The organism is Methylorubrum sp. Q1 (assembly GCF_004683995.1).
Classification (GTDB): Bacteria; Pseudomonadota; Alphaproteobacteria; order Rhizobiales; family Beijerinckiaceae; genus Methylobacterium.
In genome coordinates this window covers 1-24734 of the sequence record NZ_SRHQ01000009.1, presented here as the reverse complement: position 1 = coordinate 24734, position 24734 = coordinate 1, and the positions used below count along the sequence as shown (strand labels likewise).

Here is a 24734-nt window from a genome sequence, read left to right as displayed (position 1 = left end):
GAGATTGCGGCCATGCGCCTTGCAAGCGGCATCTATCTTGCTTTTTCTTTCGGATTGGGCGTCATCTCGGCACGCGCCGGAGACGGAATTCTGGAACCTGAGAGCAAGCCATATACCTTCAAAGATGACTTGAAAGGCGCGAGCAAAAAGGATGACGAGGCCGCAGCGGCCTACGACATCAGCGGTATCGCCTGCATGCTGCGGGATTCGGGCAAGCGGCGCTGCCTCGTCATCAACGACGAGGGCCGCAAGGCGCAGTTCCTGACCATCGACGACCGCAGCATCGACCCCAAGAAGACGATCAATCTCATCGGTAAGTCACCCGACGCGGCAACCCGCGGGACGATGCCTGCCGGCAGGCAATGCCCGGACAAGAGCGCCGCGAAATTCAAGGAGTTCGACGGGGAGGGGGTGGCCTACAGGAAGCCGTATTTCTACGTCGTCGGCTCGCACGGCTGCGGTCGCAAGAAGGACACGCTCAACACCTCGGCGATGATCCTCGCCCGCCTCCGCGTCGATGAGGACGGCAAGCCCGACGTCGAGGACGAGGACAAGCCGGAGGCGGCCGTCGAGACCACCTATCGCCTCGCCGAGGCTCTGGCCGGTGCGGACCGGGTCAAGCCCTTCTTCCTCCAGAGCCTGACTGAGGCGAACGGCCTCAACATCGAGGGCATCGCCGTGGTGAAGGACCGCCTCTACGCCGGCTTGCGCGCACCGACGATCGATGAGGAGGCCTTTATCGTCGAGGCCGAGATCGATGCCCTATTCGCGGACGGACGTGAAGCCTATCAGGGCAAGACGCGGACGATCCCAATCAAAGTCGGCAAGGATGCCGGGATCCGCGATCTCGCGGCCCTCGAAGACGGGCGCCTGCTAGTGCTCACCGGGCCGGCCCAGGAGCAGCCCAAGGTTGCCTACAAGCTCTTCCTGTTCGACCCGGGCAAGGGTGGTCCGCCTCAGCTTCTCGGACAATTGGACGAGATGGACGATGCCGAGCGCTGCGGGAAGGCCGAGGCGGTGACCGTGATCGGGCCCAACCGCGTGCTGGTTTTCTTCGACAGCCTCCGGAACGGCGGGCCGCGCGTCTACAAGGTGCCCGCCACGCTGATGTCGGCGCCGTAGCGGACGTGCCTCTCAGCGTGCCTCACAAAACTCCCGGTCTCTGACCGTTCGCGCTGTGGCGATGACAGCGCGGCGGGAGCTTCGTGAGAGACACTCAGCGCAGGCGCAGCAGTCCGTCGCAGTCGAGATGCGCTTCGAGGTGGTCGGCGAAGCGGTCGAGCACCTCTTCGATGCCGGCCTCGTAGCGGGTGAGGCCGGGCGCGGCGCCGAGCCGGGCGAGCCAGGCCGCGCGTTGGCGGTCGTCGGCGAACAGGCCGTGGACATAGGTGCCGGTCACGAGCCCATCGCCTGAGACGGCACCGTCGACCCGCCCGTCGGCCAGGCGCAGCAGGGGTCGGGCGGTGTCCGGCCCGGTCGTATCGCCGACATGCATCTCGTAGCCGGAGAACGGCGCGCCATCCGCGAGCGTCGTGCCGGTGGCGGCGACGAGGCGCTTCTCGCCCGTCATCACCGTCTCGACGTCGAGGAGACCGAGACCCGGCACGTCACGCGGCGCACCCTCGATTCCCTGCGGATCGGCGATGGAGCGGCCGAGCATCTGGTAGCCGCCGCAGAGCCCGAGCACGCGACGGCCGCGGCGCAGATGGGCGCGGATATCGATGTCCCATTCTTCCGCGCGCAGACATTCGAGATCGTCGATCGTGGTCTTGGAGCCCGGAAGGATGATGAGATCGGCGTCCGCCGGGACGGGCTCGCCGGGCGGCACGAAGGTCACGGCGACGCCAGGCTCCTGCCGCAGCGGGTCGAGGTCGTCGAAATTGGCGATGTGCGGAAAGCGCAGCACCGCGATCAGCGGCAAGGCGCCGTCGCGGCGCGCTTGAGGGGCATCGAGCGCCACCGCATCCTCCGGCGGCAGGCGGCCGGCATCGGCAAAGAACGGCACGAGGCCGAGCGGGGACCAGCCGGTGCGCGCGGCGATCAGGGCCATGCCGTCGGCAAACAGCGTCGGGTCGCCGCGAAAGCGGTTGACGATGAAGCCGCGGATCATCGCCGCATCGTCGGGCTCCAGCACCGCCTGCGTGCCGACGAGGCTGGCGATGACGCCGCCCCGATCGATGTCGCCGACGAGCACCACCGGCGTTCCCGTCGCCCGGGCAAAGCCCATATTGGCGATGTCGCCCTGCCGCAGGTTCACCTCGGCCGGCGAGCCCGCGCCCTCCACGAGCACGATGTCCGCCTCGCTGCGCAGCCGCTCGAAGCTCTCGAGCACGGAGGCCATCAGGCGCGGCTTCCAGGCTTGGTACTCCCGTGCCCGCGCGGTGCCGATCATCCGCCCCTGCACCACCACCTGCGCGCCGACCTCGCTCTGCGGCTTCAGGAGCACCGGGTTCATGTGGACCGAGGGCGCGACCCGCGCGGCGCGGGCCTGGAGCGCCTGGGCCCGGCCGATCTCGCCGCCATCGGCGGTGACGGCGGCGTTGTTCGACATGTTCTGCGGCTTGAACGGACGCACCGTCAGGCCGCGCCGGGTGAAGGCACGGGCGAGGCCGGCCACCAGCAGCGACTTGCCGACATCGGATCCGGTCCCCTGGAGCATCAGGGCGCGGGTCATCGGTGGTTCTTCGGTCGAGGCGCGGGCATCCCGCTGCATGGCATCGGGGCCGGGCGGCGTCGAGCCGATTGCGTGTCTCTCACAAAACTTCCGCTGCGCCGCCGTGCCCAGAACGGAGACGATCGGTGATCGGGCGTTTCGTGAGGCACTCTTACGGCGCTTTGCGCTCGCTGCGCCGTGCCATCAGCCAGGCAAGCGCACCCGCGGCATCGGGGATGGCGGGCACATCCGGCAGGGCGGGGCGGTCGACGATCACCACGGGAAGGCCGAGCCGGCGCGCCGCCTCGATTTTCGGATAGGTCGCCGCGCCGCCAGAATTCTTCGTCACCAGCACCTCGATTCGCGCCTCGCGCATGAAGCGGATCTCGTCCGCCAGCGTGAAGGGGCCGCGGGCGCTGACGGTGACGAGGTTCGGCACCGGCAGCGCGTCGCCGACCGGCTCGATGGTGCGCACGACATAAGCGTGCTGCGGCGCGCGGGCGAAGGCGGCGAGTTCCTGTCGGCCGATGGTGAGGAACACCGTTCTCGGTGTGGCCCCGAGCGCGTCAAGACAGGCCGGCACGTTCGCGGCCGCGATCCAGTCGTCGCCGGGCGCGCGCTCCCAGGCCGGGCGACGCACCGCGAGCAGAGGCACCGCGACGGCTCTGCACGCCTCGGCCGCATTGGCCGAGATCTGCGCGGCGAACGGGTGGGTCGCGTCGATCACCACCTCAATGCCGTTCCCGACAAGCCACCGCGCCAACCCCTCCGCACCGCCGAACCCGCCGATCCGGGTCGGCACCGGTTCGGGCCGCGGCGCGGCGGTGCGGCCGGCCAGCGACAGCGTCACCGAGACGTCCGGCTCCCGCGCCAGCCCGGCGACGAGCGCGCTGGCCTCGGTGGTGCCGCCGAGGACGAGGATGCGCAGGGGCGCTGCATCGGGATTCGGCGTGGGATGACGCGCGGCAGAACCCTGGTCGGCGGCTCCGGACATTCGTACAACCTGACTCGCCCGGATCAGCCCGGCAAAGGTCGGGCGAGGTTTTCGACGTGAGACCCTTCTGCCGCGATTGTCTGACGATGCAAGCCGCCGGCGCACTGCGCTGCCGCGGATGCGGCTCGCCGCGCCTGCTGTCGCACGCGGCCCGCGACACCTTGAGCATCGCCCACGTCGATTGCGACGCCTTCTACGCGGGGATCGAGAAGCGCGACGACCCGTCCTTGCGCGACAAGCCGCTCATCATCGGCGGGGGCAAGCGCGGCGTCGTCTCCACCGCCTGCTATCTCGCCCGGATCTCCGGCGTGCGCTCGGCGATGCCGATGTTCGAGGCGTTGAAGCGCTGCCCCGACGCCACGGTGCTGCGGCCGGATATGGAGAAGTACGCCCGCGTCGGGCGCGAGGTGCGGGCGATGATGCTGGCGCTCACGCCGCTGGTGGAACCCGTCTCCATCGACGAGGCGTTCCTCGATCTCTCCGGCACCGAGCGCCTGCACGGGACGAGCCCGGCACTCACGCTCGCCCGCTTCGCCGCACGGGTCGAGGCGGAGGTCGGCATCACCGTGTCGGTGGGTCTGTCCGACAACAAGTTCCTGGCCAAGATCGCCTCGGACCTCGACAAGCCGCGCGGCTTCTCGATCATCGCAGGCGAGGACGCCGCGACGTTCCTCGCCGACAAGCCGGTCGGTATCCTGCCCGGCATCGGCGAGAGCGCGCGAAACCGCCTCGCTTCACTCAACATCCACCGCGTCGGCGACATCGCACGCACCGACTCGGTGCGTCTCCAAGCTTCTCTCGGACGGGATGCGCTGCGTCTCATCGATCTCGCCGCCGGCCGGGACCGGCGGCCGGTGCGCCCGACCCGGGAAGCCAAGAGCGTCTCGTCCGAGACGACCTTTTCGACCGATCTCACCCGGTTCGAGGATCTGCGGCCGATCCTCTGGCAGCTCTGCGAAAAGGTGTCGGCACGGCTCAAGCGGGCGGAACTCGCCGCCGGCAGCGTCACGCTGAAGCTGAAGGACGCCCGCTTCCGGCTGCGCACCCGCACCCGCGGCGGCCTGAAACCCACCCAACTCGCCGACCGGCTCTTCCGGGAGGGCGAGCCGATGCTGCGGGCGGCCTGCGACGGCACGGCCTTCCGGCTGATCGGCATCGGCGGCGGCGATCTCTGCGGCGCGATCCACGCCGACCGCGGCGATCTCGCCGATCAGGGCATCGAGCGCGTCGCCCGCCGCGAGGCGGCGCTCGACCGGTTGCGGGAAAAGTTCGGCAATGCCGCGATCCAGCGCGGCCTCGTCTTCACCGGCGAGCCGGAGCGGCGGCGCACCTGAAGCGCGGCGGCTACTTCTTGCAGCCGGCCTCGGCCTTCGGGTCGGCTTTGGCGAGGTCGAGCCGCGTCAGATTCCCGTCGATGGCGAAATCCCCGTAATCGAGGTGCAGCCGCCCGCTGACGCCGTCCTCGTAGAGGTCGAAGGTAAGGGTGTAGATCGGCGTGCGCTCACCCACGCCGGCGGTGAAGTAGCTCAGCGTGACCGGCCACCGGCGCAGGGTGCCGTGAACGCCCTCGCGCAGCGGCTTGTCGCGCTCGGTGTCGGCGGCGGGCGCGGCATTCGGGCGGCCGATGATGGCCAGCGTGTCGTAGACCTTGCGCCCGTCATCCGAGCCGTCGAACACCTTGGCCGAGACCGTCGTCTCACCCGCCTTGGCCGCCTCGATCAGGCGGATCATGTGGTGGATCGGAAACAGGACCGGACCCTCGGCCTGGAACTGGTCGCGCTTGGGCTCCTTGAGCTTCACCTTGAGCGCATCGGCCGCCTCCGCCGTCCCGTCGACGGCCGGGGAGGGCGCATTGTTGAGGATGGTCGTGGTGCGGAAGCGGAAGCTCTTGCCGTCGCCGTTCTCGAAGGTGGTGCTGCGCAGATCCGAGGTGCGGTCGCCGGACTCGCCGGAATCGAGCATCGTCACCTGACGCGTCTGCATGGTGTAGCCGCGGCAGGCGTCGCCCGAGAAATCGATGACGATGCGCCCGCGAACGCCCTCGACGGCTCGCGTCCCCTCCGAGCGCGCCAGCGACAGATCGTAGACCGCGCGGTGGTTGGCAAGCCGGATGGCGGCCTCGCTCGGAACCGGCGCAGCGGGCCCCGCGGCCATCGCGCTTCCCGGCATCGCGGCAAGGAGGAAAAGGGCCGGCGCGAGGCGCAGTCGCATGCGATCTCCCAAAATCCGCTGACGGTCGGTTGTCCACCGGCGGCAGGCCGGCGGATGACGTCCGTCACATAGTCATCCCGTCCGTCCGGACAATCTTTTTCGATCGCGCTCCCGACGCGACAGCGAACATCTCGTCCGTCCGCGCAACCGCCCGGCAGCCCGGCAAGGCAGCCCTCGCCCCATCCGCATGCGCGAAAAAGACCAAGTTTACGCAACGCGTTAACGGGTGCCGAAGGATTCGCTCGTGGGACCATCAGGTCCGATCGGTTCAGGCGTCTCACGGTCTGATTGCCGGGGGAAACCGGACCGTGAGACGCGCGGACCCTTGCTCCGCGGTCGAGCTGTCCTGTAGTCTCCACAGCGTCGCCAACGGCATCTTTGGCGTCTGTTAACCGACATGTGCAGGGCCGGATCGCGGGCCCTGGCCATGCCTGTTGTCGCCATGCGCGGCTGCAGCGCCGCGCTGTCGCCCGGTCTCGCGCTCAAGGATGTTTCGACGTGGAGGGGACAATGACGGAAGCGGTCCCGAGCTGGACGGATGAGCGCGTGGAGCTGCTTCGTCGCCTGTGGGACGACGGCCTGAGCGCCAGCCAGATCGCCCTCCAGATCGGTGGCGTCTCGCGCAACGCGGTCATCGGCAAGGTGCATCGCCTCGGCCTCTCCGGTCGCGTCAAATCGATGGGGGCGGCGTCGCAGGGACGTCGCCGGGAGGGATTGGCCGCCGAGGTCGAGATGGAGGTCTTGGTCGTCGAGGAGCCGACGCTGCCGGAACCGCCCGCGATCGTGGCGCACAGGCCCGTACCGGACTTCCCGCTGCCGTCGAAGCCTGCTCCGGAGCCGGTGGCCCTCGCGGTTTCCGAGCGGGTCACCATCATGGACCTGCGCGAGTCGATGTGCCGCTGGCCGATGGGCGACCCGACCTCTCCGGACTTCCGTTTCTGCGGCGGCCGCGCGATCACGGGCCTCCCGTACTGCACCCAGCACGCGCAGATCGCCTATCAGCCGGCCGCCGAGCGCAAGCGCGACCGCCGCGTCGCCGGCTTCCGCTAGAAACGTCGAGGAGCACGTCCGGGCACGCCCGCGATGACGGGCGTTTGCCGAGCGGTGACGGGCGTTGCCCGACCCGCAAAACCGCGCCTCATACCAAATCCGGTTGATCCCTTCGGGATGGCGGATTTGGACTTCGGCGGGATCCCACCGCGCTGGCGCGAGGGGTGCCCTCCTCAAACGCCGCACGCTGGGCGATAGAGCTCACCCGGTCATGGGACGGAAACCGTTTCACTCCGCTCCGGCGAACATCTCGTCGAACGAGTAGCCGGAGCCGCGCACGGTGCGGATCGGGTCGCTCTGGCGCGGGCGGTTGATCGCCTTGCGCAGGCGGCCGACATGAACATCGACCGTGCGCTCGTCGATGTAGACGTCGTGGCCCCACACACCGTCGAGCAACTGCTCCCGCGAGAAGACCCGGCCGGGGCTCTGCATCAGGTATTCGAGCAGCTTGAATTCGGTCGGTCCGAGATGGATCTCGCGGCCCTGCCGGCGGATGCGATGGCTGACGCGGTCGAGCTCGATGTCTCCGGCCACGAGCATGTCGGAGACGTGGGTGGGCTTGGCGCGGCGCAGGAGCGCACGGACGCGGGCGAGCAGTTCCGGCACGGAGAACGGCTTGACGACGTAGTCGTCGGCGCCGGTCGAGAGGCCGCGCACGCGGTCGGTCTCCTCGCCCCGGGCGGTCAGCATGATGACCGGCAAGCGTTCGGTCTCACGGCGGGCCCGGATGCGCCGGCACAGCTCGATCCCCGAGAGTCCCGGCACCATCCAGTCGAGGAGGACGAGGTCGGGCGTCGTCTCGTGCAGGCGAAGGTCGGCCTCGTCGCCCCGAACCGCGACATCGACTTGAAACCCCTCCGCTTCGAGATTGTAGCGCAGCAGGGTCGTCAGCGATTCCTCGTCCTCGACGATCAGGATGTGCGCACTCGTCATCGCCCGTCTTTCCATCCGTCACGCCCGGCCCTCGAACGAGGGGCGGGAAACGTCTCTTGATCGCCGCGCCTGCCCGGAAACCCTCGAACATCGTCCTGGATACCTGATCCCGGACGATGCTCGAGGCTCTTGTTTTCGCATCATCTTTTTTGCGAAAGCCGGCAACCACCTTTCGGGACGATACGCTAGGCGCCCGGCGTAATCGTCGCGTAGTTCGAAGCGTCGTTCTTGGGCCGCTCAGCCGTCGGCGGCTCGCCGGTGACGAGGTATTCGATGGTTTCGGCAACGTTGGTGGTGTGATCGCCGATCCGCTCGACATTCTTGGCGCAGAACAGCAGATGCGTACAGAACGAGATGTTGCGCGGATCCTCCATCATGTAGGTGAGGAGTTCCCGGAACAGTGAATTGTAGAGCGCGTCGATGGCGCTGTCCCGCTCCCAAACCTCGCGGGCGGCGGTCACGTCGCGGCTCGCATAGGCATCGAGCACGTCCTTGAGCTGTTCCTGAACGAGGTCGCTCATGTGCTGGACGCCGAGCACGATCTTCTGCGGCTGGGCCTGATCGCTGATCGCCACGACGCGCTTGGCGATGTTCTTGGCGAGATCGCCGATCCGTTCCAGGTCGCCCGAGACACGGATGCCGGAGATCGTCTCGCGCAGGTCGATGGCCAGCGGCTGACGCCGGGCGATGAGGAGAACCGAACGCTCCTCGATCTCCCGCTGCAGCAGGTCGAGGCGCTTGTCGGCGACGATCACCGCCTGGGCGAGGGTGGTATCCCGCCGCACCAGCGCGTCGGTGGCATCCGTCATCATCTTCTCGGCCACGCCGCCCATCTCGGCGATCGTGCGGCGCAGGTTCTCAAGGTCGGTGTCGTAGGACGAGACGATATGGTCGGCCATGTCGCGAATTTCCCGATCAGGCGGTCGGACGAGAGCGCTCTCAAGCTGCGATGGACACGGGTCCGGCCGAAGAGGATGCATCTCAACGAGGGCACAGGGGGGCTGCGGCTGTGGTGCAGTCGCAGCCGATCTCAGCCGAAGCGGCCGGTGATATAGTCCTGGGTCTGCCGCTTGGACGGATTCATGAAAATCTTCGTGGTCGCGTCGAACTCGATCAGCTCGCCGAGATACATGAACGCCGTGAACTGCGAGATGCGCGCGGCCTGCTGCATGTTGTGGGTCACGATGACGATCGTGAACTCGGTCCGCAACTGCTCGATCAGCTCCTCGATGCGGCCGGTGGAGATCGGGTCGAGGGCCGAGGTCGGCTCGTCGAACAGGATCACCTCGGGGCGCTGTGCCACGGTGCGGGCGATGCACAGGCGCTGCTGCTGGCCGCCGGACAGGCCGGTGCCGGACTGCTTGAGCTTGTCCTTCACCTCGTCCCACAACGCGGCCTTGCGCAGGGATTCCTCAACGCGCACGTCGAGCTCGGCTTTCGGCAGCTTCTCGTAGAGGCGCAGGCCGAAGGCGACGTTGTCGTAGATCGACATCGGGAAGGGGGTCGGCTTCTGGAACACCATGCCGACGCGCGAGCGCAGCTCGTTGAGATCGATCTTCGGGTCCAGAACGTTCTGCCCGTCGAGGAGGATCTCACCTTCCGCGCGCTGCTCGGGATAGAGGCTGTAGATCCGGTTGAAGGTGCGCAGCAGCGTCGACTTCCCGCAGCCCGAGGGACCGATCAGCGCGGTCACCTGCCGGTCGCGGAAATTGAGGTTGATGTCCTTCAGGCCATGGAAGCTGCCATAGTAGAAGTTGAGGTCCTTGCAGGCGATGCGCACGGGAGCCTTGACGTCGGCCGGGCTTCGGCCTTCGAACTGGCTGCGGATCGCGGGGGAGGCGCTCATCGAATTGTCTCGCTGGTAGGAGGTCTGTCCGGGGCCGCCTCAGCGCGCCCGCTGGTCCTTGATCACGAGGCGGGCCACCACCGACAGGGCCAGGATGGTGACGGTGATGAGAAGCGCGCCGGCCCAGGCGAGGCTCTGCCAGTTCGGGTAGGGCGACAGCGCGAACTGGTAGATCATCACCGGAAGGTTGGGCACGCCGCCGAGCAGGTTGGCGTTGAACCAGCTGTTGTTGTTGAGCGCCGTGAACAGGAGCGGCGCGGTCTCGCCAGCGATGCGGGCGAGCGCCAGGATGATGCCGGTGACGATACCCGCGCTCGCCGCCCGCCACGTGATCGCGCGGATGACGAGGGAACGGGGCGCGCCGAGCGCGGCGCCGGCCTCGCGCATCTGGCCCGGCACGAGGCGCAGCATGTCCTCGGTGGTGCGCACGATCACGGGGGTGGCGATGATGGCGAGCGCCACCGCGCCGGCCCAGCCGGAATAGGTGCCCATCGGGCGCACCATCAGCGTGTAGACGAACAGGCCGATCAGGATCGAGGGCGCCGAGAGCAGGACGTCGTTCAGGAAGCGGATGATGTCCGCGATCTTCGAGGTGCGGCCGTACTCGGCGAGGAAGGTGCCGGCCATCAGCCCGACCGGCGTGGCGATGACGATGCCGATGAACGTCATCACGAGGCTGCCGAGGATGGCGTTGGCGATGCCGCCGCCCTCGGAGCCCGGCCCCGGCGTCGGCGCCGTGAGCAGGGTGGGGGTGAAGCCCTTCACGCCCTCGACGATGAGCATCAGCAGGATCGAGCCGAGCACGACGATGCCGAGCAGCGTCGCGAGCGTGCTTGCCAGGATCAGGATGCGGTCGGCGATCCGGCGGCCGGAGCGCACCCGGCTCGCCCGCGGGGAGTGGTCGGCCGTCGCGAAGGGAGTGCTGGCGTCCATGGCTCGACTTTCCGAGGCTGACGGCGGTTCGATCGGTTCAGGCGACCTTGGCGCGCCGCACGAGGAGGCGCGCGATGATCAGCACGATGAACGTGATGATGAAGAGCAGGCAACCGAGCGCCATCAGCGAGGAGAGCTGGAGCCCGTCTGCCTCGTTGAACTCGTTGGCGATGCGCGAGGCGATGGTCGAACCCGGATCGAAGATCGAGGCCGAGAGCCGGTTGGCGTTGCCGATGACGAAGGTGACCGCCATGGTCTCGCCCAGCGCCCGGCCGAGGCCGAGCATGATCGCGCCGATGATGGAGACCGAGGCCTGGGGCACGAGGACGTGGCGCACGACCTCCCAGGTGGTGCAGCCAATGCCGTAGGCGCTCTCGCGCAGGACGGTCGGGATCTGGTCGAGCATGTCGCGGGTGATCGAGGCCACGAACGGCACGATCATGATCGCGAGGATGATGCCGGCGGTGAGCACGCCGACGCCCGAGGGGATGCGGGCGTAGAGGATGGTGCCGACGATCGGGATCCCCTCGACGAGGTTCGAGACCGGCACCTGCACGAAGCGGGCAAAGAGCGGGGCGAACACGAACAGGCCCCACATGCCGTAGATGATGCTCGGCACGGATGCGAGCAGCTCGATGGTCATGGCGACGGGCTTGCGCGCCCAGCCGGGGCAGAGCTGCGTGAGGTAGATCGCGATGCCGAGCGAAACCGGCACGCCGATGACGAGGGCGAGCATCGCGGCGGCGACGGTGCCGATCACCGCCGGCAAAGCGCCGAACTGCTCGGTGCCGATATTCCAGGCGCTGGAGGTGAGGAAGCCGAAGCCGAACTCCGAGAAAGCCGGCCAAGCCCCGTAGACGATCGAGCCGAGGATGCCGGCGAGAACCAGCAGCACGAGCAGAGCCGAACCGTAGGCCGCCCCCTGGAACAGGCGGTCGCTGGTCTTGCTCGGGGCGGTGCGGGGCACGCCGCTCTCGCTGGCCACGGCGATGGACTGGGTCAAAGCGGTCATCCGCGGAAGGGCTCTCGAATGGGTGGCGTTTAGCGCGCCGTGGCGCGCGAGGCGAGCCGGACACTCGGAGAAAGGCCCCCTCCCGGTTTCGGGAGAGGGCCTGAGAGGATCGCTTACATGCCGAAGACGGGCTTGCCGTCCTTGCCCTTGATGCCCTTCCACTCCTCGTGGATCAGGCCGACGACGGCGTCGGGGAGCGGGACGTAGTCGAGTTCGGTGGCGAGCTTGTCACCGTTCTTGTAGGCCCAATCGAAGAACTTCAGCACGTCGCCGGCCTTGGCCGCATCCGCCGCGTCCTTGTGGACGAGGATGAAGGTGGCGGCGGTGATCGGCCAAGCGTCGTCGCCGGCCTGGTTGGTCAGGGTGATGCCGAAGCCCGGGGTCGACTTCCAGTCGGCGCTGGCGGCGGCGGCCTGGAACGCCGTGTCGTCCGGCTGCGGATACTTGCCGGCCTTGTTCCCGATCAGCGCGTAGGCGAGCTTGTTCTGCTTGGCGTAGGCCGACTCGACGTAGCCGATCGAGTTCGGGACCTGCTTGACGGTGGCGGTCACGCCCTCGTTGCCCTTGCCGCCCTGGCCGACCGGCCAGCTCACGGTGGTGGCGGCGCCGAACTCCTTCTTCCACGGCTCGGAGACCGACGAGAGGTAGGTCGTGAAGATGTTGGTCGTGCCGGACGCGTCCGAGCGGTAGACCGGGGTGATGTTGGCGTCGGGCAGCTTCACGCCGTCATTGAGCTTGGCGATCTTCGGGTCGGACCATTTCAGGATCTTGCCGGCGTAGATGTCGGCCAGAAGCTCGCCGGTCAGCTTGATCTTGCCGGCCTCGATGCCCGGAACGTTGATGACCGGCACCACGCCGCCCATCACGGTGGGGAACTGCACAAGGCCGTCCTTCTCGAGCTGCGCGGGCTTGAGCGGCGCGTCGGTGGCGCCGAAATCGACGGTCTTGGCCTGGATCTGCTTGATGCCGCCGCCCGAACCGATGGACTGGTAGTTCAGGCCCGTGCCGGTTTCCTTGCGGTAGGCTTCCGCCCACTTCGAGTAGACGGGGAAGGGGAAGGTGGCGCCGGCGCCGGTGATGTCGGCCGCGAGAGCCGAAGTCGCGAGCTGGGCGGCCGCGAGGCCGACGGCCAGAGCGTAAGTGAAAGGTTTCACGATCATCTCCGTAAGGTGTCGGGCGCATTGTCGGGGCCGGCTCCGTCCGGAGCCGGTCTCGCTGCGACGCTGCTGCCATCTAGTGCACCGACGCGCCGCCTCTATGACGGCGACATGACGGTGACATGACAGGCCCCGTGAAGGTCTTGGAAAGCCCTGGGAGAAGACGGAATTTCGCTGGGGATGGAACCGCGATGGGGACCACGCGGCCCCCTGGGAGCGTTTTGGGCCCTGAGAGCGTTAGCAGCACAGGTAGGTGGGCCAGTGTCTCTCAGAAAACGCCCGCGGCACCATCGCAGCCAATACGGCGGTGATCGGCGCCCGGGCGTTTCGTGGGGCATTGTAAGCCGCGCCACGAGAGCGATCTTCGCGAGATCCAGAGTGGTACCGGGCCTACACTTGAAACGTCCGAGGAGACCGTCATCGTGACGGAGCCACATTCATCCCACGAGGAAGAGCCCCTCCTCGATCCGGCCGATCCTCAGGAGGCGGCCTACCTCGCGCTCCATGCGGAGCGGGCGGCCCTTGAGGACGAGCTGACCCTGCAGCAGCAGCGTCAACGCTTCGGCAGCGATGACAGGGAAATCGCCGCGGCGCGCGCGACCGAGTCGTCTCTGCTCAAAGATCTCGATCGGGTTCTGACCATGATCCGTGCCGCCGAGGTCCGGCGCCAGCAGCCGATGGCCCGGCGCTGGCAGTAATCGATCTCAAGCCAAGGTCGCTTGAGACCGAAAGACCCGATCCTCAGGCGCTGCGGCGGCGATCACGCTCTTTCTGCCGCAGTTGCAGCAGCAGTTCGACTTGCGCGTCGGTGATCGGCTGCGCGTCGCAGCGCTCGACATAGGCGTCACGCAGGCCCTGTCCGATCCGATCGCGACTCTCGCCGTTCAGAGCGGGCATGGCGGCTTCGACGATCAATCCGCTGGGGTAGTCCGTCGCGAGATGTACCATGAATCGACCAGGCCGAATCTGAAGGAACCGTGTCGCAACCGGCAAGGGAGAGCGATGGTGCTGAGGATTGCATCGAGATGGTTAACAAAAACTTACCGTTGACGAACAGGCCGGAAATTGGTGGGCGATGATAGGCGGCCTCGGTCGGGAACCGTGGTGGGACAACAATTGCCTACGCTCCGGTCGTACGCATCGACGTAAAGCCGGAATATTCGAGCGCCCACGCATCATTTGATGGAAACGACTCGTTCCGCTGCCCAAGTCGTGGAGAGCAGACTTCGTGTGATGGCGCACATGATGGCGATGTAATTTTTCTGCGCAGCCACCACTTTGCGAAAAACATGCACGTTGACAACAAGTTGGCGATCTCGGCGACGTCACGCCAATCTTCACGGTTCGGGATGATCTGCGACGCCGGGTTCGTTTGAATCAGTGTCGTCGGGCTACCAGCCCCCAATGCGGTACGCAGGCGACAGGCGGGTCGGTCTTCTCTTCGAGAAGCCGGCCCGTCACGCGTTTCAGCGATTACGGCTCGCCTTCCGCTTTGTCGCCTTGCCCTTGCTTTGCGCCGCCTTGGGAATCGGTACTGTCCTCCCCGGAAGTCGGGCCGCTGCTATGGCCCTTGGGGCGTCAGGCGGGGTCGATCCGGGGCTTCGACTGTGTCCGGCTGTTTGGTCTCGGCCATGCGGCACTACCGGCACGATCAACCCGGCAAGAGCCCGCGCGGTTCGTTGAACGCGGACCGGCTCACGCATTTCGTCGAATTGTGAAGACACTCCCCGCATCATTGGATCGGGTGGAGGGATAGCCAGCCGATGCGCTTTCGGAGGCACGGCTCCCATTCACGATTGCCGTCGCATTTTTTCGAAAGCCGACGGCCACCGTCCGGACGACGACCTAAAGCTGCCGTGCGCCGATCATCTCGTCGGTTCGCCACAGGGTGCGGCACACCTTGATGGATTCCTTGGCCGACGATGTCAGCATGAACACATCCGGGACCAGGGAGGCGTCCGGAACGACGATCTCGACGTCCTGCGCGGAGATGTCGTGGACCCAGCACCCGATCGAGGTGTGTTCATCGACCGCGATCAACCCGACCTCACCGGGCGTCGGAGGGGTGTCGATCGGAAATCCTGCATGACTGGACATCGATGTCCTCACGTGAGCATCGAAGCGTGCCACACGCCCGATAAGATGCCGTTGCACCATCCGGTAAAGTTGGAACGATCGCGCATCGATTCGTGCCGGGAGGGCGTTTGAAGCGTGCCGACCGGGTCACGCCGCCGCGGCCATGTCAGGATCGCGCGATCGCGGCGTTCCGCCTGAACAGCGCATTAGCCACACGACGAGCCCGATCGCCCGGGCTGCCACCACTTTGGCCCGGAATAAGCCGGCATGACCCAAAGGTTGGCGCCGTGCCCGCTCTGCATTCGGCTGGCTGGAACGGAAGCGGGCAGATCGAAGCCGAGAGCTGCCCGGACTGAAACGGCACGGGCAAAGTGATCGCCGGTATCGGTGGCGGCTGATCGTTATCCCCGCAGACCGTCGCCCACCAAGCGTGTCGGCGCTGCAAAACGGGCTCACGCAGCGCCATCTTTCATGCTAGAACGAAAATAGAACAAGCGGGCGGCCGATATCCGGCTTGCCCGATGCGTGAATGGCGGCTGATTCGGCCCTGGTGCGGGAGAACGACGGTGACGATGCGGACGACCTACCTCGTGCAGACCTTCATTCTGAAGCGCAAACGCCTGTGCCCCGGCGACCAACAGGTGTCGCCGACGGTGAACGGTGCGCTGAAGCGGGCCGAGGCGATGGCCACACGGCTGCCGGGCACCGCCGCGATCCAGATCGTGGCGGACGACGAAACGGGGGAGTTGGAAAGCGCGACGATTCTCGGCCGGTTCGGCGAGGTGCCGGAAGACTTCGCCGAGACGCTGCAGGCCGCCTGACGAAAGCATCGAGAGAAGAGGCATCACATGGCTTTCAAGCCGAAATCGGCCGCAGAGACGAAGGCTCGCGACCTGGGTTTGGCGCTCGCACGGATCGCCGAAAACGAGGGCATGCCGGCCCATGTCGGCGTGGATGCCCTGCGCCGGTCGAGCCCGCGCCTGACGCCGCTGGCGATCGGGCAGATGGTGCGCAAGCACCGCGACATCCTCGAAGAGACACTGATCGAGCGGGGATTGACGCTCGTGGATTATGCCGACCAGGGGCCGGGACGCGGCATGGAGTTCGAGGTCGCCAGCGCCTGAGGGTGCATCGGCTCTGAGCCGAGGCATGCCATCCGTAGGGCGGGACGCACGCGACCATCGGGGCGGGTGCTTTCCAGGAACGATCACGGCGCGCAGGTCTTGTCCCGGCACTTCGAGAACCCGAGGAGGACCCCGTGGACGATGATCGTGTTTGGTCGTTCGAAAAGAGCCTTTGGACCGGTGACCCGGATCATTACCGCGAACTCATCGATGACGAGTGCTTGATGGCATTGCCGCAGCCGCCCTACGTCTTCGGCGGCGCTCAGGCGATCGAAGCAGTCGCGGACACACCGCGTTGGTCGAGCGTCGCGTTCGACGATGGTCGGATCGCACGCCCACAGGAAGGCCTGATCGTCATCGCCTACTCCGTGAAGGCGTCACGCGGCGAAGAGACCTACGAGGCCCATTGCACCTCGACATACCGCCGACTGTCGCACGAGGAGTGGCGAGTCGTACAACACCAGCAAACCCCGCGCATTCTCGCCCCCGCCGTTGACGCAGAGCACTAACGCACCGGTCGCGCAGAGACTTGCTCGCCTCGTGATAGGGCCGAGCACATCGCGAAATAGAGCCGCCTTTGAAGACCGGGCGGCTCTACCGCTCGTAGAGGCGGCGCGCGGCCGATGCGCATAACGCCTGTCAAGCGAATGGAGCGAGCGCACCAGCGATGCGGGGGGAATTCAGCAAAGCCCGTCAGGCGTCTCACATGCGATCAGCGCTGCGCAGCCGTCGTTCTCGCGGTCATTGCAGTGCAATGCGAAGCGCGGAAACCGCAGGCTTCCTGATTGCCTTGAAGAGCTTGGCTCCCCGAGCAGGACTCGAACCTGCGACAAAGCGATTAACAGTCGCTTGCTCTACCAACTGAGCTATCGGGGATCACCGGGCCGCCTCAGCGGCGGTGGCGGGTCATTAGCCTTCGGCGGTTTCGGACGCAAGGGTCCTATCGCCGCTTTTTGCACCTTCTGAGCCGACGCCGCACTTTTTCCACCGGGTCGCGGTGCAGCGGCGGCGATTGTGTCGATCGAGCGACAAGACCGTTGCCGAGCGGGTCAAGCCTCTGCTAGAGACGCCTCGCCCCGGACCGGCCGCTCGGTCCGGAGTGTCGCGCATCCGCGACGAGGCCTCGTGGCGGAGTGGTTACGCAGAGGACTGCAAATCCTTGCACCCCGGTTCGATTCCGGGCGAGGCCTCCAAGCTTTCCGACAACCCTGACAATCTGCTCGTTTCTGGCCATGCAAGGCGCTCGTGCGAGCCTTGCAATTCCGGGAACGATCCACGACAACCCGACCCGCTCGGGCCGGCGCCGCTCGACGGGCGGGCGGAGAAACGGTCTGGCGCGGCGGCGAGGGATGGACGGCTCATGCTCGATTATGCTCAGGCGCGGCGCCTCATGGTCGATTGTCAGCTCCGGACCTTCGATGTGAACGACGTCGCGGTGCTCGATGCCTTCGACACTGTGCCCCGCGAGCGCTTCGTCCCGCCGGGTCGCGAAGATTTCGCCTATATCGACCAGACGCTGACCTTCGATGCGGGCGAGGACGGGGTTCGCGCCATGCCGGCCCCGATGCTGCTGGCGCGCCTGATTCAGGCGCTCAAGATCCGTCCCGGCACCCGCGCCCTCGATGTCGGCACCGGCTACGGCTACGGTGCGGCCATGCTCCGACAGCTCGGCGCCGAGGTCGTCGCCCTGGAATCCGACCCGGATCTCATCGGCGCCGCCCGCGAGCGCCTCGGCGACGCCGTCGACCTCGTCCAGGGCGCCTTGAGCGCTCCGGCCAAGGGCGGGCCTTTCGATGCCATCCTCGTCGAGGGACGGGTCGAAGTCCGGCCGCAGGCCCTGCTCGACCAATTGCGCGACGACGGGCGTTTGGTCTGCGTGCTCGGTCCGCACCGCAACGCCAAGGCGACCCTGTTCGTGCGGGCGGGCGACGCCTTCGGGTCCCGCCCGCTCTTCGATGCCTCGCTGCCGGCCCTGAAGAGCTTCGCGACCGAGCCCGGCTTCGCGTTCTGAGAGCACGCATTGCGCCCCCGGCCACCGCTCGTCTCCCCTTCGGACACGGCGGCGCAGCAAACGCTTTGCGAGAGGCACGAACCTGCGCCGGGGCAGCTGTCAGGCCCCCTGGCACCCTCACAATCCGGGCGCGTCGCGCCCGGCCGACAACCCCGATCCATTCCATCTCATGCTGACGGCCGTGACGGGTACGGCGAACGCCGAAAATCGCGCGCAAGCATTCCCCCGTGCCTGCACGTGGCCATGCGGGATTAGTCCGCTGGGGTGTCGCTTTTTTGAGGCACACGCCGGCAATCCGTCGACGCGGTGCGGTAAGCCCTGTCGTCGGCAGCGCAAGCTCGGCTACTCTCCGGCACGAGGCGGGCTGGCCGTTCCAACGCATGGGCGTGCATGCGGCACCCCTGCCGCGACCCTCACGGTGCGGGTCGTCCGGTCGATGTCCCCCGGGGCATTTGCCGGGGCGACGCACCGGAGCGGACACGGCGGTGCGGCGGAACGGCATATCGAGAAACCGCAAGGGCTGATCGACGTGAAAGAACGGAACCCTGCGGCGCGGTCCGCGCTTCGGCTGGCTGGCGCCGTCGTCTCGGCACTCGCCGTCGCAAGTCCGGCGGCTGCCGAGACCCTTGAGAGCGCGTTGTCCCGCGCCTATCAGGCCAACCCGGCGCTGAACGCGGCGCGTGCGAACCTGCGCGCCACCGACGAGGACGTGAATCGCTTCCAGTCCGGCTACCGACCGAACGCCGCGCTTTCGGCCGATATCGGCCTCCAACAATTCCAAGGTAAGATCGGCGGCATCGGCGCCAGCGGGCCGATCAATCTCACGACCCGCCCGGGCGGCGCGGGCCTGACCATCAACCAGAACGTCTTCGACGGCTTTCAGACCGACAACCGGGTGCGCGCGGCCGAATCGACGGTGCTCAGCACGCGGGAAGGCCTGCGCCAGACCGAGATGAACACGCTGTTCAACGCCGCTCAGGCCTACATGAACGTCCTGAGCGACACGGCGACGCTGGAGCTTCAGCGCAACAACGTCGAGGTGCTCGAAGAGCAGCTCCGTCAGACCCGCGATCGCTTCAATGTCGGCGAGGTGACCCGCACCGACGTCGCCCAGGCCGAAGCACGCCTCGCCGGCGCCCGCTCCCAGGTGAGCGCGGCGGAGGCGGCCCTGCGTGCCTCGATCGGCATCTTCCGTCAGGTCGTCGGCGTCGAGCCCCGCCAGCTCGCCCCCGGGCGCCCGCTCGACCGCTACGTGCCGGCCTCGCTCGATCAGGCGATTCTCATCGGCCTGAAGGAGCACCCGCAGATCCTCGCCTCGCTGCACGCCGTGGACGTGGCGGAGCTGCAGGTGAAGGTCAACGAAGGCGCGCTCTATCCGCAGGCGCAGATCACCGGAGCGGTGCAGCAGCGGTACGATCAGCAGTTCCCCGGCGACAACGGCGTCACCGCCTCGATCGTCGGACGGGTCAACATTCCGCTTTATCAGGGCGGTGCCGAATACGCCGCGATCCGGCAGGCCAAGGAGAATGTCGGGCGCGCCCGCCTCGTCGCCGACCAGGACCGCGACACCATCCGCGCCTCGATCGTGCGGACCTGGGGCAATCTCGAAGCCTCGAAGGCGCAGGTGATCGCCTCGCAGGCGCAGGTTCAGGCCAACGAAGTGGCGCTGAACGGCGTGCGTGAGGAGGCGCGCGTCGGCCAGCGAACCACCCTCGACGTGCTGAACGCGCAGCAGGAACTGCTCTCCGCGCGCGTCGCCCTGATCCGCGCCCAGCGCGACCGCGTGGTGAACTCCTACGATGTCGTCCAGGCCGTCGGCCGGCTCACCGTCCGCTTCACCAGCCTGCCGGTCACGCCGTACTCTGCCCGCGAACATCTCGATCAGGTGCGCGACCTCTGGTTCGGCCTGCGCACCCCCGACGGGCGCTGACGGCCTCGCCGCGGACGACGGTTTCCTGTTGGCCGGCGGCGGATCATGGTTGATGCCGGGCAAGGCGATGCAATAGTTCGTTAACCAAGTCATCGTCTTGTCAATCGTCACCGAGTATCGTCCCGATGAGCGCAGCGAGCCCTAAGGTTCAGGACAAGACGCAGGAACCCTCCATGGAGGAGATCCTGGCTTCGATCCGCCGCATCATTGCCGACGACCAAGCTCCCAAGCCCGCCGAGGTCGAGGCGCCGCCTGCGCCGCCGCCCCCGCCGCAGGACGACGACGTGCTCGATCTCGCCGAGGTCGCGGAGCCGGTGCGCAAGCCGGAGCCCGTCGCCTTCGACATCCCCGAGATCGACTTCCGCATGCCGGATTTCGACCCGGAACCGGAGCCCGACTTCGAGCCCCTGGCGGCGGAAAAGCCGGACCCCTTCGACTTCACCCCCGAGCCGCCTCCCGCTCCGCGCGTAACCGAGCGCGTCCGCGCGGCGGTCGAGGAGGAGGTGACGGAGCGGCTCGTCTCGTCCGGCACCGGCGAGAGCGTCGGTCAGCACTTCCAGCTTCTCGCCCACACGGTGCTGTCGCAGAATGCGCGCACGCTGGAGGATCTCGTCAAGGAGATGCTGCGGCCGATGCTGAAGAGCTGGCTCGACGAGAACCTTCCGCACATGGTCGAGCGGCTGGTGCGCATCGAGATCGAGCGGGTCGCCCGCGGGCGGTGAGCCGTTCGGACCTCGATCACGGGGTGATTGCACCGCAGCACCGGCGGGTCGACGGTTGACGACGGCCCCGCGGCGGGCCGATAGCGGCGGCGACATCTTTTAGAACGCTGCCTCGAAAAGCCCGCCCCGCCCATGATGGACAAGACCTTCGACCCCGGCGCCGTCGAGGCGCGCGTCTCCGCGGCCTGGGAAGAGGGCCAGGCCTTCCGCGCCGGACGCCCCGAGCGGGCCGGCGCCGAGCCCTTCAGCATCGTGATCCCGCCGCCGAACGTGACGGGGTCGCTGCATATGGGCCACGCGCTCAACAACACGATCCAGGACATCCTCGTCCGCTTCGAGCGGATGCGGGGCAAGGACGTGCTGTGGCAGCCGGGCTTGGATCACGCCGGCATCGCCACGCAGATGGTGGTCGAGCGCCGGCTCATGGAGACGGGAGCGCCCGGCCGCCGCGAGCTGGGACGCGAGGAATTCCTGCGCCGGGTCTGGACCTGGAAGGAAGAGTCCGGCGGCACGATCATCGGCCAGCTCAAGCGGCTCGGCGCATCCTGCGACTGGTCGCGGGAGCGCTTCACCATGGACGAGGGCCTGAGCCGCGCCGTGCTCAAGACCTTCGTCGATCTGCACGCGCAGGGGCTGATCTACCGCGACAAGCGCCTCGTGAACTGGGACCCGAAGTTCCAGACCGCGATCTCGGATCTCGAAGTCCAGCAGATCGAAGTGAAGGGCCATCTCTGGCACTTCGACTATCCCGTCGTGGACGAGGCCGGCACGCCGACCGGCGCGATCATCACCGTGGCGACCACGCGCCCCGAGACGATGCTCGGCGACACGGCGGTCGCCGTCCATCCGGACGACGAGCGCTACCGCGACCTTGTCGGACAGCGCGTGCGTCTGCCCCTGGTCAACCGGCTGATCCCGATCGTCGCCGACGCCTATTCCGATCCGGAGAAGGGCACCGGCGCGGTCAAGATCACCCCCGCCCACGACTTCAACGACTTCGAGGTCGGGCGCCGCAACGGTTGCCGGCCGATCAACGTGCTCGATCCGGAAGCGCGCATCCAGATCGCGGGCAACGCCGATTTCCTCGACGGCGCCGAGCCGGAGGACGCCGCGCTGGCGCTCGACGGGCTCGACCGGTTCGCGGCGCGCAAAGCGGTCGTCGCCCTGATGGAGGAGCGTGGCCTGCTGCGTCTGGTCGAGCCCAACACCCACGCGGTGCCGCATGGTGACCGTTCGGGCGTGGTGATCGAGCCGTACCTCACCGACCAGTGGTATGTGAACGTGAAGCCGCTGGCCGAGCGCGCACTCCAGGCGGTGCGCGACAGGCAGACTCGATTCGTCCCGGACAACTACGAAAAGATCTTCTTCCAGTGGCTCGAGAACATCGAGCCGTGGTGCGTCTCGCGCCAGCTCTGGTGGGGCCACCAGATCCCGGTCTGGTACGATGCCGAGGGCGGGATCTTCGTCGCCGCGAGCGAGGCGGAGGCGGTCGCGCAGGCCAAGGCCAAGCACGGCCGTGAGGTCGCACTGAGCCGCGATCCCGACGTGCTCGACACGTGGTTCTCCTCCGCGCTCTGGCCGTTCTCGACGCTCGGCTGGCCGGACAAGACGCCGGAGTTGGCCCGTTTCTACCCCACCAGCACCCTGGTGACGGGCAAGGACATCATCTTCTTCTGGGTCGCCCGGATGATGATGATGGGCCTGCACCTGACCGATCAGGCGCCGTTCGAGACTGTCTACCTGCACACCCTCGTCCGCGACGAGAAGGGTGCCAAGATGTCGAAGTCGAAGGGCAACGTGGTCGATCCGGTCGATCTGATCGACCGCTTCGGTGCCGACGCGCTGCGCTTCACGCTCGCCGCGCTCGCCGCCCCGGGCCGCGACATCAAGCTCGGGCCGCAACGGGTCGAGGGCTACCGCAACTTCGCGACCAAGCTCTGGAACGCGGCGCGCTTTGCCGAGATGAACGGCTGTGAACTCAAGGCCGATTTCCGGCCCGAGGCCGCGCGCGAGACGCTCAACGCCTGGGCGTTGACCGAGGCCGCCAAGGCGGTGGCGGAGGTGGCGCAGGGCATCACGGTCTATCGCTTCAACGATGCGGCGGCGGCCGCCTACCGCTTCGTCTGGAACGTGTTCTGCGACTGGTATCTCGAACTCGCCAAGCCCGTGCTTCAGGGCGAGGGCGTCGATCCGGCGGCGCGCGCCGAGACGCAAGCCACGGTCGCCTTCCTCATCGACCAGATCGCCAAGCTGCTGCACCCGTTCATGCCCTTCCTCACGGAGGAGCTCTGGGCGATCAAGGGGCAGGTGCTGCCGACACCCCGCGGCCTGCTCGCGCTCGAATCCTGGCCCGAACTCTCGGCCTACACGAACAGACAGGCCGAGGAAGAGATTGGCTGGCTGGTCGATCTGATCTCCGAGGTCCGCTCGGCCCGCTCCGAGACGAACGTGCCCGCCGGCGCCCAGGTGCCGCTGGTGCTGGTGGGCGCGGACGAGGGCGTCCGCGCCCGGGTCGAGCGCTGGAGCGAGACACTGACCCGCCTCGCCCGCCTCTCCGAGATCGGTTTCGCCGACGCTGCACCGAAGAACGCCGTCCAGCTCCTCGTGCGGGGCAGCGTGGCCGCGCTTCCGCTCGAGGGTATCGTCGATCTCGCGGCGGAGGTCGCGCGGCTGAAGAAGGAGGCCGGCAAGGCGCGGGCCGAGATCGGCAAGATCGACGGCAAGCTCGGCAATGCCGACTTCCTCGCCCGCGCGCCGGAAGAGGTGGTGGACGAGCAGCGCGAGCGCCGCGACGGCGAGGCCGCGCGGCTGGCCAAGATCGAGGAAGCGCTGGTCCGGCTCAGCGAGGCATGAAACCGCTGCGGCGGCTCGGTCTGGCCCTGGCCGGGCTGGCCGCCGCGCTTCTCGCGCTCACGCTCTGGACGGCCCGGCCCGGCGACCCGAGCCTCTACCCGCCGGCTGAGCCGGATACGCAGACCGTGCTCCTCGTCAGCCACGGCTGGCACTCCGGTCTCGTCCTGCCGCGCGACAGCCTGACGGGGGAGGGGGCGGGCATCGCCCTGCGCAATCTCGCCACGCGCTTTGCCGCCTACGACGCCCTGGAATTCGGCTGGGGCGAGGCCCGTTTCTACCGGGCGACGCCGACGCTCGCCGCCTTTGATTGGCGGCTGGCCTTCTCGGCCCTGTTCACGCCCGGCGGGAGCGACGGCGTGATCCAGGTCGTCGGCCTCGCGCGCCCGGCCCGCACGAGCTTTCCGCAGGCCGACATCGTCCGGGTGCCGCTCTCGCGCAGAGGCTTGGCCCAGCTCCTCGCACGGTTGGAGGCGAGCTTTCGCCTTATCGACGGCCAGCCGGCCGCTCTCGGCCCGGGGCTCTACGGCCCGAGCCTGTTCTATGAGGCGCATGGGCGTTTCTCCTACAGCAACGTCTGCAATCACTGGGCGGCGGGTCTCCTCAATGCGGCAGGGTTGCCGATCACGCCGGTGCTCGACACGCATCCGTCGGGTCTCCTTGCCGACATGCGCTGGCGATCCGGCCTGACGGCCTCGGCGCCCGGCGAGGCGGAGCCGGACCTGTCCAAACCGTAATCTTCGCGCCATCCGGCGGTCAGGCTCGGACCTCTAGGAGTCTCCTCACGGATCGCCGCCCCGCCGTTCGAACGGAAGGGCGGCCGACCGACCCATTTCCCGTCGGAGACCTCCATGACCATGACTGTCCGCCGCCGCGCCTTCGCCTCCGTCGCCGCAGCCGCCCTCGTCGCGGGCGGCGCGGCCGGGTTCGGCCTGACCGAGCCCACGACCCAGGCCTACGCCCAGGCCCTGCCCAAGACCCCGATCGAAGCGCCCGAGCATCCGCCGGGCTCGTTCGCCAACGTCGTCGACAAGGTGAAACCGGGTGTCGTCGCCGTGAAGGTGAAGCTCGACAGCAATGCCGACGATGACGACGACAGCCCCGGCGGCCCCAACATGCAGCAGGTGCCGCCGCAACTGCGCGAGTTCTTCAAGCGCTTCGGCCAGGGCGGTCCAGGTGCTCCGGGCGGGCGCGGCATGCCGCAGCGCGGCGAGCGCGGCGCGGTCGGCTCG

General features: G+C 67.7%; 23 protein-coding genes, 2 tRNA genes and 1 pseudogene. 14 read left to right on the top strand and 12 right to left on the bottom strand.

The window, feature by feature from the left end:
- The first annotated feature begins 129 nt into the window (after positions 1–129).
- A complete protein-coding gene (locus E4V01_RS10465; protein WP_193763188.1) occupies positions 130–1122 on the top strand; it encodes a DUF3616 domain-containing protein in 993 nt (330 codons plus the stop codon).
- Positions 1123–1216: 94 nt separating this feature from the next.
- Here the strand turns inward: E4V01_RS10465 and E4V01_RS10460 are convergent, their stop codons facing one another.
- Both E4V01_RS10460 and E4V01_RS10455 read right to left on the bottom strand, forming a co-directional pair.
- Complete coding sequence (locus E4V01_RS10460) at positions 1217–2674, bottom strand: cobyric acid synthase (RefSeq protein ID WP_135298295.1); 1458 nt, start codon at positions 2672–2674, stop codon at positions 1217–1219.
- Between the two features lie 151 nt (positions 2675–2825).
- Positions 2826–3647, bottom strand: a complete 822-nt coding sequence (locus E4V01_RS10455; RefSeq protein ID WP_135298294.1) for a cobalt-precorrin-6A reductase — start codon at positions 3645–3647, stop codon at positions 2826–2828.
- Between the two features lie 56 nt (positions 3648–3703).
- Here E4V01_RS10455 and E4V01_RS10450 point away from each other — a divergent pair, with 56 nt between their 5' ends.
- Positions 3704–4981, top strand: a complete 1278-nt coding sequence (locus E4V01_RS10450) for a DNA polymerase IV (protein WP_135298293.1) — start codon at positions 3704–3706, stop codon at positions 4979–4981.
- 10 nt (positions 4982–4991) lie between these two features.
- Here the strand turns inward: E4V01_RS10450 and E4V01_RS10445 are convergent, their stop codons facing one another.
- Entirely contained in the window at positions 4992–5858 is an 867-nt protein-coding gene (locus E4V01_RS10445) for a cell envelope integrity EipB family protein (RefSeq protein WP_135298292.1), read from the bottom strand.
- A 510-nt stretch (positions 5859–6368) separates the two neighbouring features.
- Here E4V01_RS10445 and E4V01_RS10440 point away from each other — a divergent pair.
- The gene (locus E4V01_RS10440) at positions 6369–6908 is read left to right on the top strand and encodes a GcrA family cell cycle regulator (protein WP_060771947.1); all 540 of its coding nucleotides are present in this window, start codon (positions 6369–6371) and stop codon (positions 6906–6908) included.
- A 228-nt stretch (positions 6909–7136) separates the two neighbouring features.
- Here E4V01_RS10440 and phoB read toward each other — a convergent pair whose 3' ends face one another.
- The 6 genes from phoB to pstS all read right to left on the bottom strand — a co-directional run bounded on the left by phoB (position 7137) and on the right by pstS (position 12786).
- Positions 7137–7841: a phosphate regulon transcriptional regulator PhoB gene (gene phoB, locus E4V01_RS10435; protein WP_003600784.1), complete on the bottom strand. Its 705-nt coding sequence runs from the start codon at positions 7839–7841 to the stop codon at positions 7137–7139.
- Between the two features lie 185 nt (positions 7842–8026).
- Positions 8027–8740: a phosphate signaling complex protein PhoU gene (phoU, locus tag E4V01_RS10430; protein WP_060771946.1), complete on the bottom strand. Its 714-nt coding sequence runs from the start codon at positions 8738–8740 to the stop codon at positions 8027–8029.
- A 131-nt stretch (positions 8741–8871) separates the two neighbouring features.
- Positions 8872–9687: a phosphate ABC transporter ATP-binding protein PstB gene (gene pstB / locus E4V01_RS10425; protein ID WP_060771945.1), complete on the bottom strand. Its 816-nt coding sequence runs from the start codon at positions 9685–9687 to the stop codon at positions 8872–8874.
- A 39-nt stretch (positions 9688–9726) separates the two neighbouring features.
- The gene (gene pstA / locus E4V01_RS10420) at positions 9727–10620 is read right to left on the bottom strand and encodes a phosphate ABC transporter permease PstA (protein ID WP_060771944.1); all 894 of its coding nucleotides are present in this window, start codon (positions 10618–10620) and stop codon (positions 9727–9729) included.
- A gap of 37 nt (positions 10621–10657) precedes the next feature.
- A complete protein-coding gene (gene pstC / locus E4V01_RS10415) occupies positions 10658–11632 on the bottom strand; it encodes a phosphate ABC transporter permease subunit PstC (RefSeq protein WP_060771943.1) in 975 nt (324 codons plus the stop codon).
- Between the two features lie 113 nt (positions 11633–11745).
- Positions 11746–12786, bottom strand: a complete 1041-nt coding sequence (gene pstS, locus E4V01_RS10410; protein WP_135298291.1) for a phosphate ABC transporter substrate-binding protein PstS — start codon at positions 12784–12786, stop codon at positions 11746–11748.
- A 425-nt stretch (positions 12787–13211) separates the two neighbouring features.
- Here pstS and E4V01_RS10405 point away from each other — a divergent pair, with 425 nt between their 5' ends.
- Positions 13212–13487: a hypothetical protein gene (locus tag E4V01_RS10405; RefSeq protein WP_060771942.1), complete on the top strand. Its 276-nt coding sequence runs from the start codon at positions 13212–13214 to the stop codon at positions 13485–13487.
- Positions 13488–13530: 43 nt separating this feature from the next.
- On the opposite strand, the gene E4V01_RS10400 is transcribed toward E4V01_RS10405, so the two are convergent.
- Both E4V01_RS10400 and E4V01_RS10395 read right to left on the bottom strand, forming a co-directional pair.
- Positions 13531–13737 (bottom strand): hypothetical protein, encoded by a 207-nt coding sequence (locus E4V01_RS10400; protein ID WP_060771941.1) that lies wholly within the window; start codon positions 13735–13737, stop codon positions 13531–13533.
- 897 nt (positions 13738–14634) lie between these two features.
- Positions 14635–14829, bottom strand: a complete 195-nt coding sequence (locus tag E4V01_RS10395) for a PilZ domain-containing protein (protein WP_245517499.1) — start codon at positions 14827–14829, stop codon at positions 14635–14637.
- A 602-nt stretch (positions 14830–15431) separates the two neighbouring features.
- Between E4V01_RS10395 and E4V01_RS10390 the strand changes: the two genes are divergently transcribed.
- The 3 genes from E4V01_RS10390 (at position 15432) to E4V01_RS10380 (ending at position 16498) form a co-directional block, all read left to right on the top strand.
- Positions 15432–15686, top strand: coding sequence for a hypothetical protein (locus E4V01_RS10390; protein WP_003600804.1), 255 nt, complete (start codon positions 15432–15434; stop codon positions 15684–15686).
- 27 nt (positions 15687–15713) lie between these two features.
- Positions 15714–15989, top strand: a complete 276-nt coding sequence (locus E4V01_RS10385) for a hypothetical protein (protein ID WP_003600805.1) — start codon at positions 15714–15716, stop codon at positions 15987–15989.
- Positions 15990–16123: 134 nt separating this feature from the next.
- Positions 16124–16498, top strand: a complete 375-nt coding sequence (locus E4V01_RS10380; protein WP_060771939.1) for a DUF4440 domain-containing protein — start codon at positions 16124–16126, stop codon at positions 16496–16498.
- A 291-nt stretch (positions 16499–16789) separates the two neighbouring features.
- Here E4V01_RS10380 and E4V01_RS10375 read toward each other — a convergent pair.
- A tRNA-Asn gene (locus E4V01_RS10375) sits at positions 16790–16865 on the bottom strand.
- Positions 16866–17108: 243 nt separating this feature from the next.
- Between E4V01_RS10375 and E4V01_RS10370 the strand changes: the two genes are divergently transcribed.
- From E4V01_RS10370 to E4V01_RS10340, 7 genes and pseudogenes are all read left to right on the top strand, one after another.
- Positions 17109–17182, top strand: a tRNA-Cys gene (locus E4V01_RS10370).
- Between the two features lie 167 nt (positions 17183–17349).
- A complete protein-coding gene (locus E4V01_RS10365) occupies positions 17350–18000 on the top strand; it encodes a protein-L-isoaspartate O-methyltransferase (RefSeq protein WP_060771938.1) in 651 nt (216 codons plus the stop codon).
- A 436-nt stretch (positions 18001–18436) separates the two neighbouring features.
- Positions 18437–19930 carry a TolC family outer membrane protein gene (locus tag E4V01_RS10360; protein WP_245517498.1) on the top strand — a complete coding sequence of 498 codons (1494 nt, stop codon included), beginning with the start codon at positions 18437–18439 and terminating at the stop codon, positions 19928–19930.
- Positions 19931–20055: 125 nt separating this feature from the next.
- Positions 20056–20652, top strand: coding sequence for a PopZ family protein (locus E4V01_RS26625; protein WP_286161816.1), 597 nt, complete (start codon positions 20056–20058; stop codon positions 20650–20652).
- A gap of 132 nt (positions 20653–20784) precedes the next feature.
- Complete coding sequence (locus E4V01_RS10350) at positions 20785–23505, top strand: valine--tRNA ligase (protein ID WP_135298290.1); 2721 nt, start codon at positions 20785–20787, stop codon at positions 23503–23505.
- On the top strand, positions 23502–24239 hold the full coding sequence (locus E4V01_RS10345) for a DUF2459 domain-containing protein (RefSeq protein ID WP_135298289.1): 738 nt from the start codon (positions 23502–23504) through the stop codon (positions 24237–24239). Before E4V01_RS10350 ends, E4V01_RS10345 begins: the two co-directional genes overlap by 4 nt.
- A 114-nt stretch (positions 24240–24353) precedes the next feature.
- Positions 24354–24734 (top strand): annotated as a pseudogene (locus tag E4V01_RS10340) (serine peptidase); the annotation flags it as partial.

Bases quoted from the DNA above. Each gene is read 5' to 3' on its own strand.
- E4V01_RS10460 (WP_135298295.1), bottom strand. From the start codon at position 2,674: ATGACCCGCGCCCTGATGCTCCAGGGGACCGGATCCGATGTCGGCAAG.
- E4V01_RS10455 (WP_135298294.1), bottom strand. From the start codon at position 3,647: ATGTCCGGAGCCGCCGACCAGGGTTCTGCCGCGCGTCATCCCACGCCG.
- E4V01_RS10445 (WP_135298292.1), bottom strand. From the start codon at position 5,858: ATGCGACTGCGCCTCGCGCCGGCCCTTTTCCTCCTTGCCGCGATGCCG.
- E4V01_RS10440 (WP_060771947.1), top strand. From the start codon at position 6,369: ATGACGGAAGCGGTCCCGAGCTGGACGGATGAGCGCGTGGAGCTGCTT.
- phoB (WP_003600784.1), bottom strand. From the start codon at position 7,841: ATGACGAGTGCGCACATCCTGATCGTCGAGGACGAGGAATCGCTGACG.
- phoU (WP_060771946.1), bottom strand. From the start codon at position 8,740: ATGGCCGACCATATCGTCTCGTCCTACGACACCGACCTTGAGAACCTG.
- pstB (WP_060771945.1), bottom strand. From the start codon at position 9,687: ATGAGCGCCTCCCCCGCGATCCGCAGCCAGTTCGAAGGCCGAAGCCCG.
- pstA (WP_060771944.1), bottom strand. From the start codon at position 10,620: ATGGACGCCAGCACTCCCTTCGCGACGGCCGACCACTCCCCGCGGGCG.
- pstC (WP_060771943.1), bottom strand. From the start codon at position 11,632: ATGACCGCTTTGACCCAGTCCATCGCCGTGGCCAGCGAGAGCGGCGTG.
- E4V01_RS10400 (WP_060771941.1), bottom strand. From the start codon at position 13,737: ATGGTACATCTCGCGACGGACTACCCCAGCGGATTGATCGTCGAAGCC.
- E4V01_RS10385 (WP_003600805.1), top strand. From the start codon at position 15,714: ATGGCTTTCAAGCCGAAATCGGCCGCAGAGACGAAGGCTCGCGACCTG.
- E4V01_RS10365 (WP_060771938.1), top strand. From the start codon at position 17,350: ATGCTCGATTATGCTCAGGCGCGGCGCCTCATGGTCGATTGTCAGCTC.
- E4V01_RS10360 (WP_245517498.1), top strand. From the start codon at position 18,437: ATGTCCCCCGGGGCATTTGCCGGGGCGACGCACCGGAGCGGACACGGC.
- E4V01_RS26625 (WP_286161816.1), top strand. From the start codon at position 20,056: ATGAGCGCAGCGAGCCCTAAGGTTCAGGACAAGACGCAGGAACCCTCC.
- E4V01_RS10350 (WP_135298290.1), top strand. From the start codon at position 20,785: ATGATGGACAAGACCTTCGACCCCGGCGCCGTCGAGGCGCGCGTCTCC.
- E4V01_RS10345 (WP_135298289.1), top strand. From the start codon at position 23,502: ATGAAACCGCTGCGGCGGCTCGGTCTGGCCCTGGCCGGGCTGGCCGCC.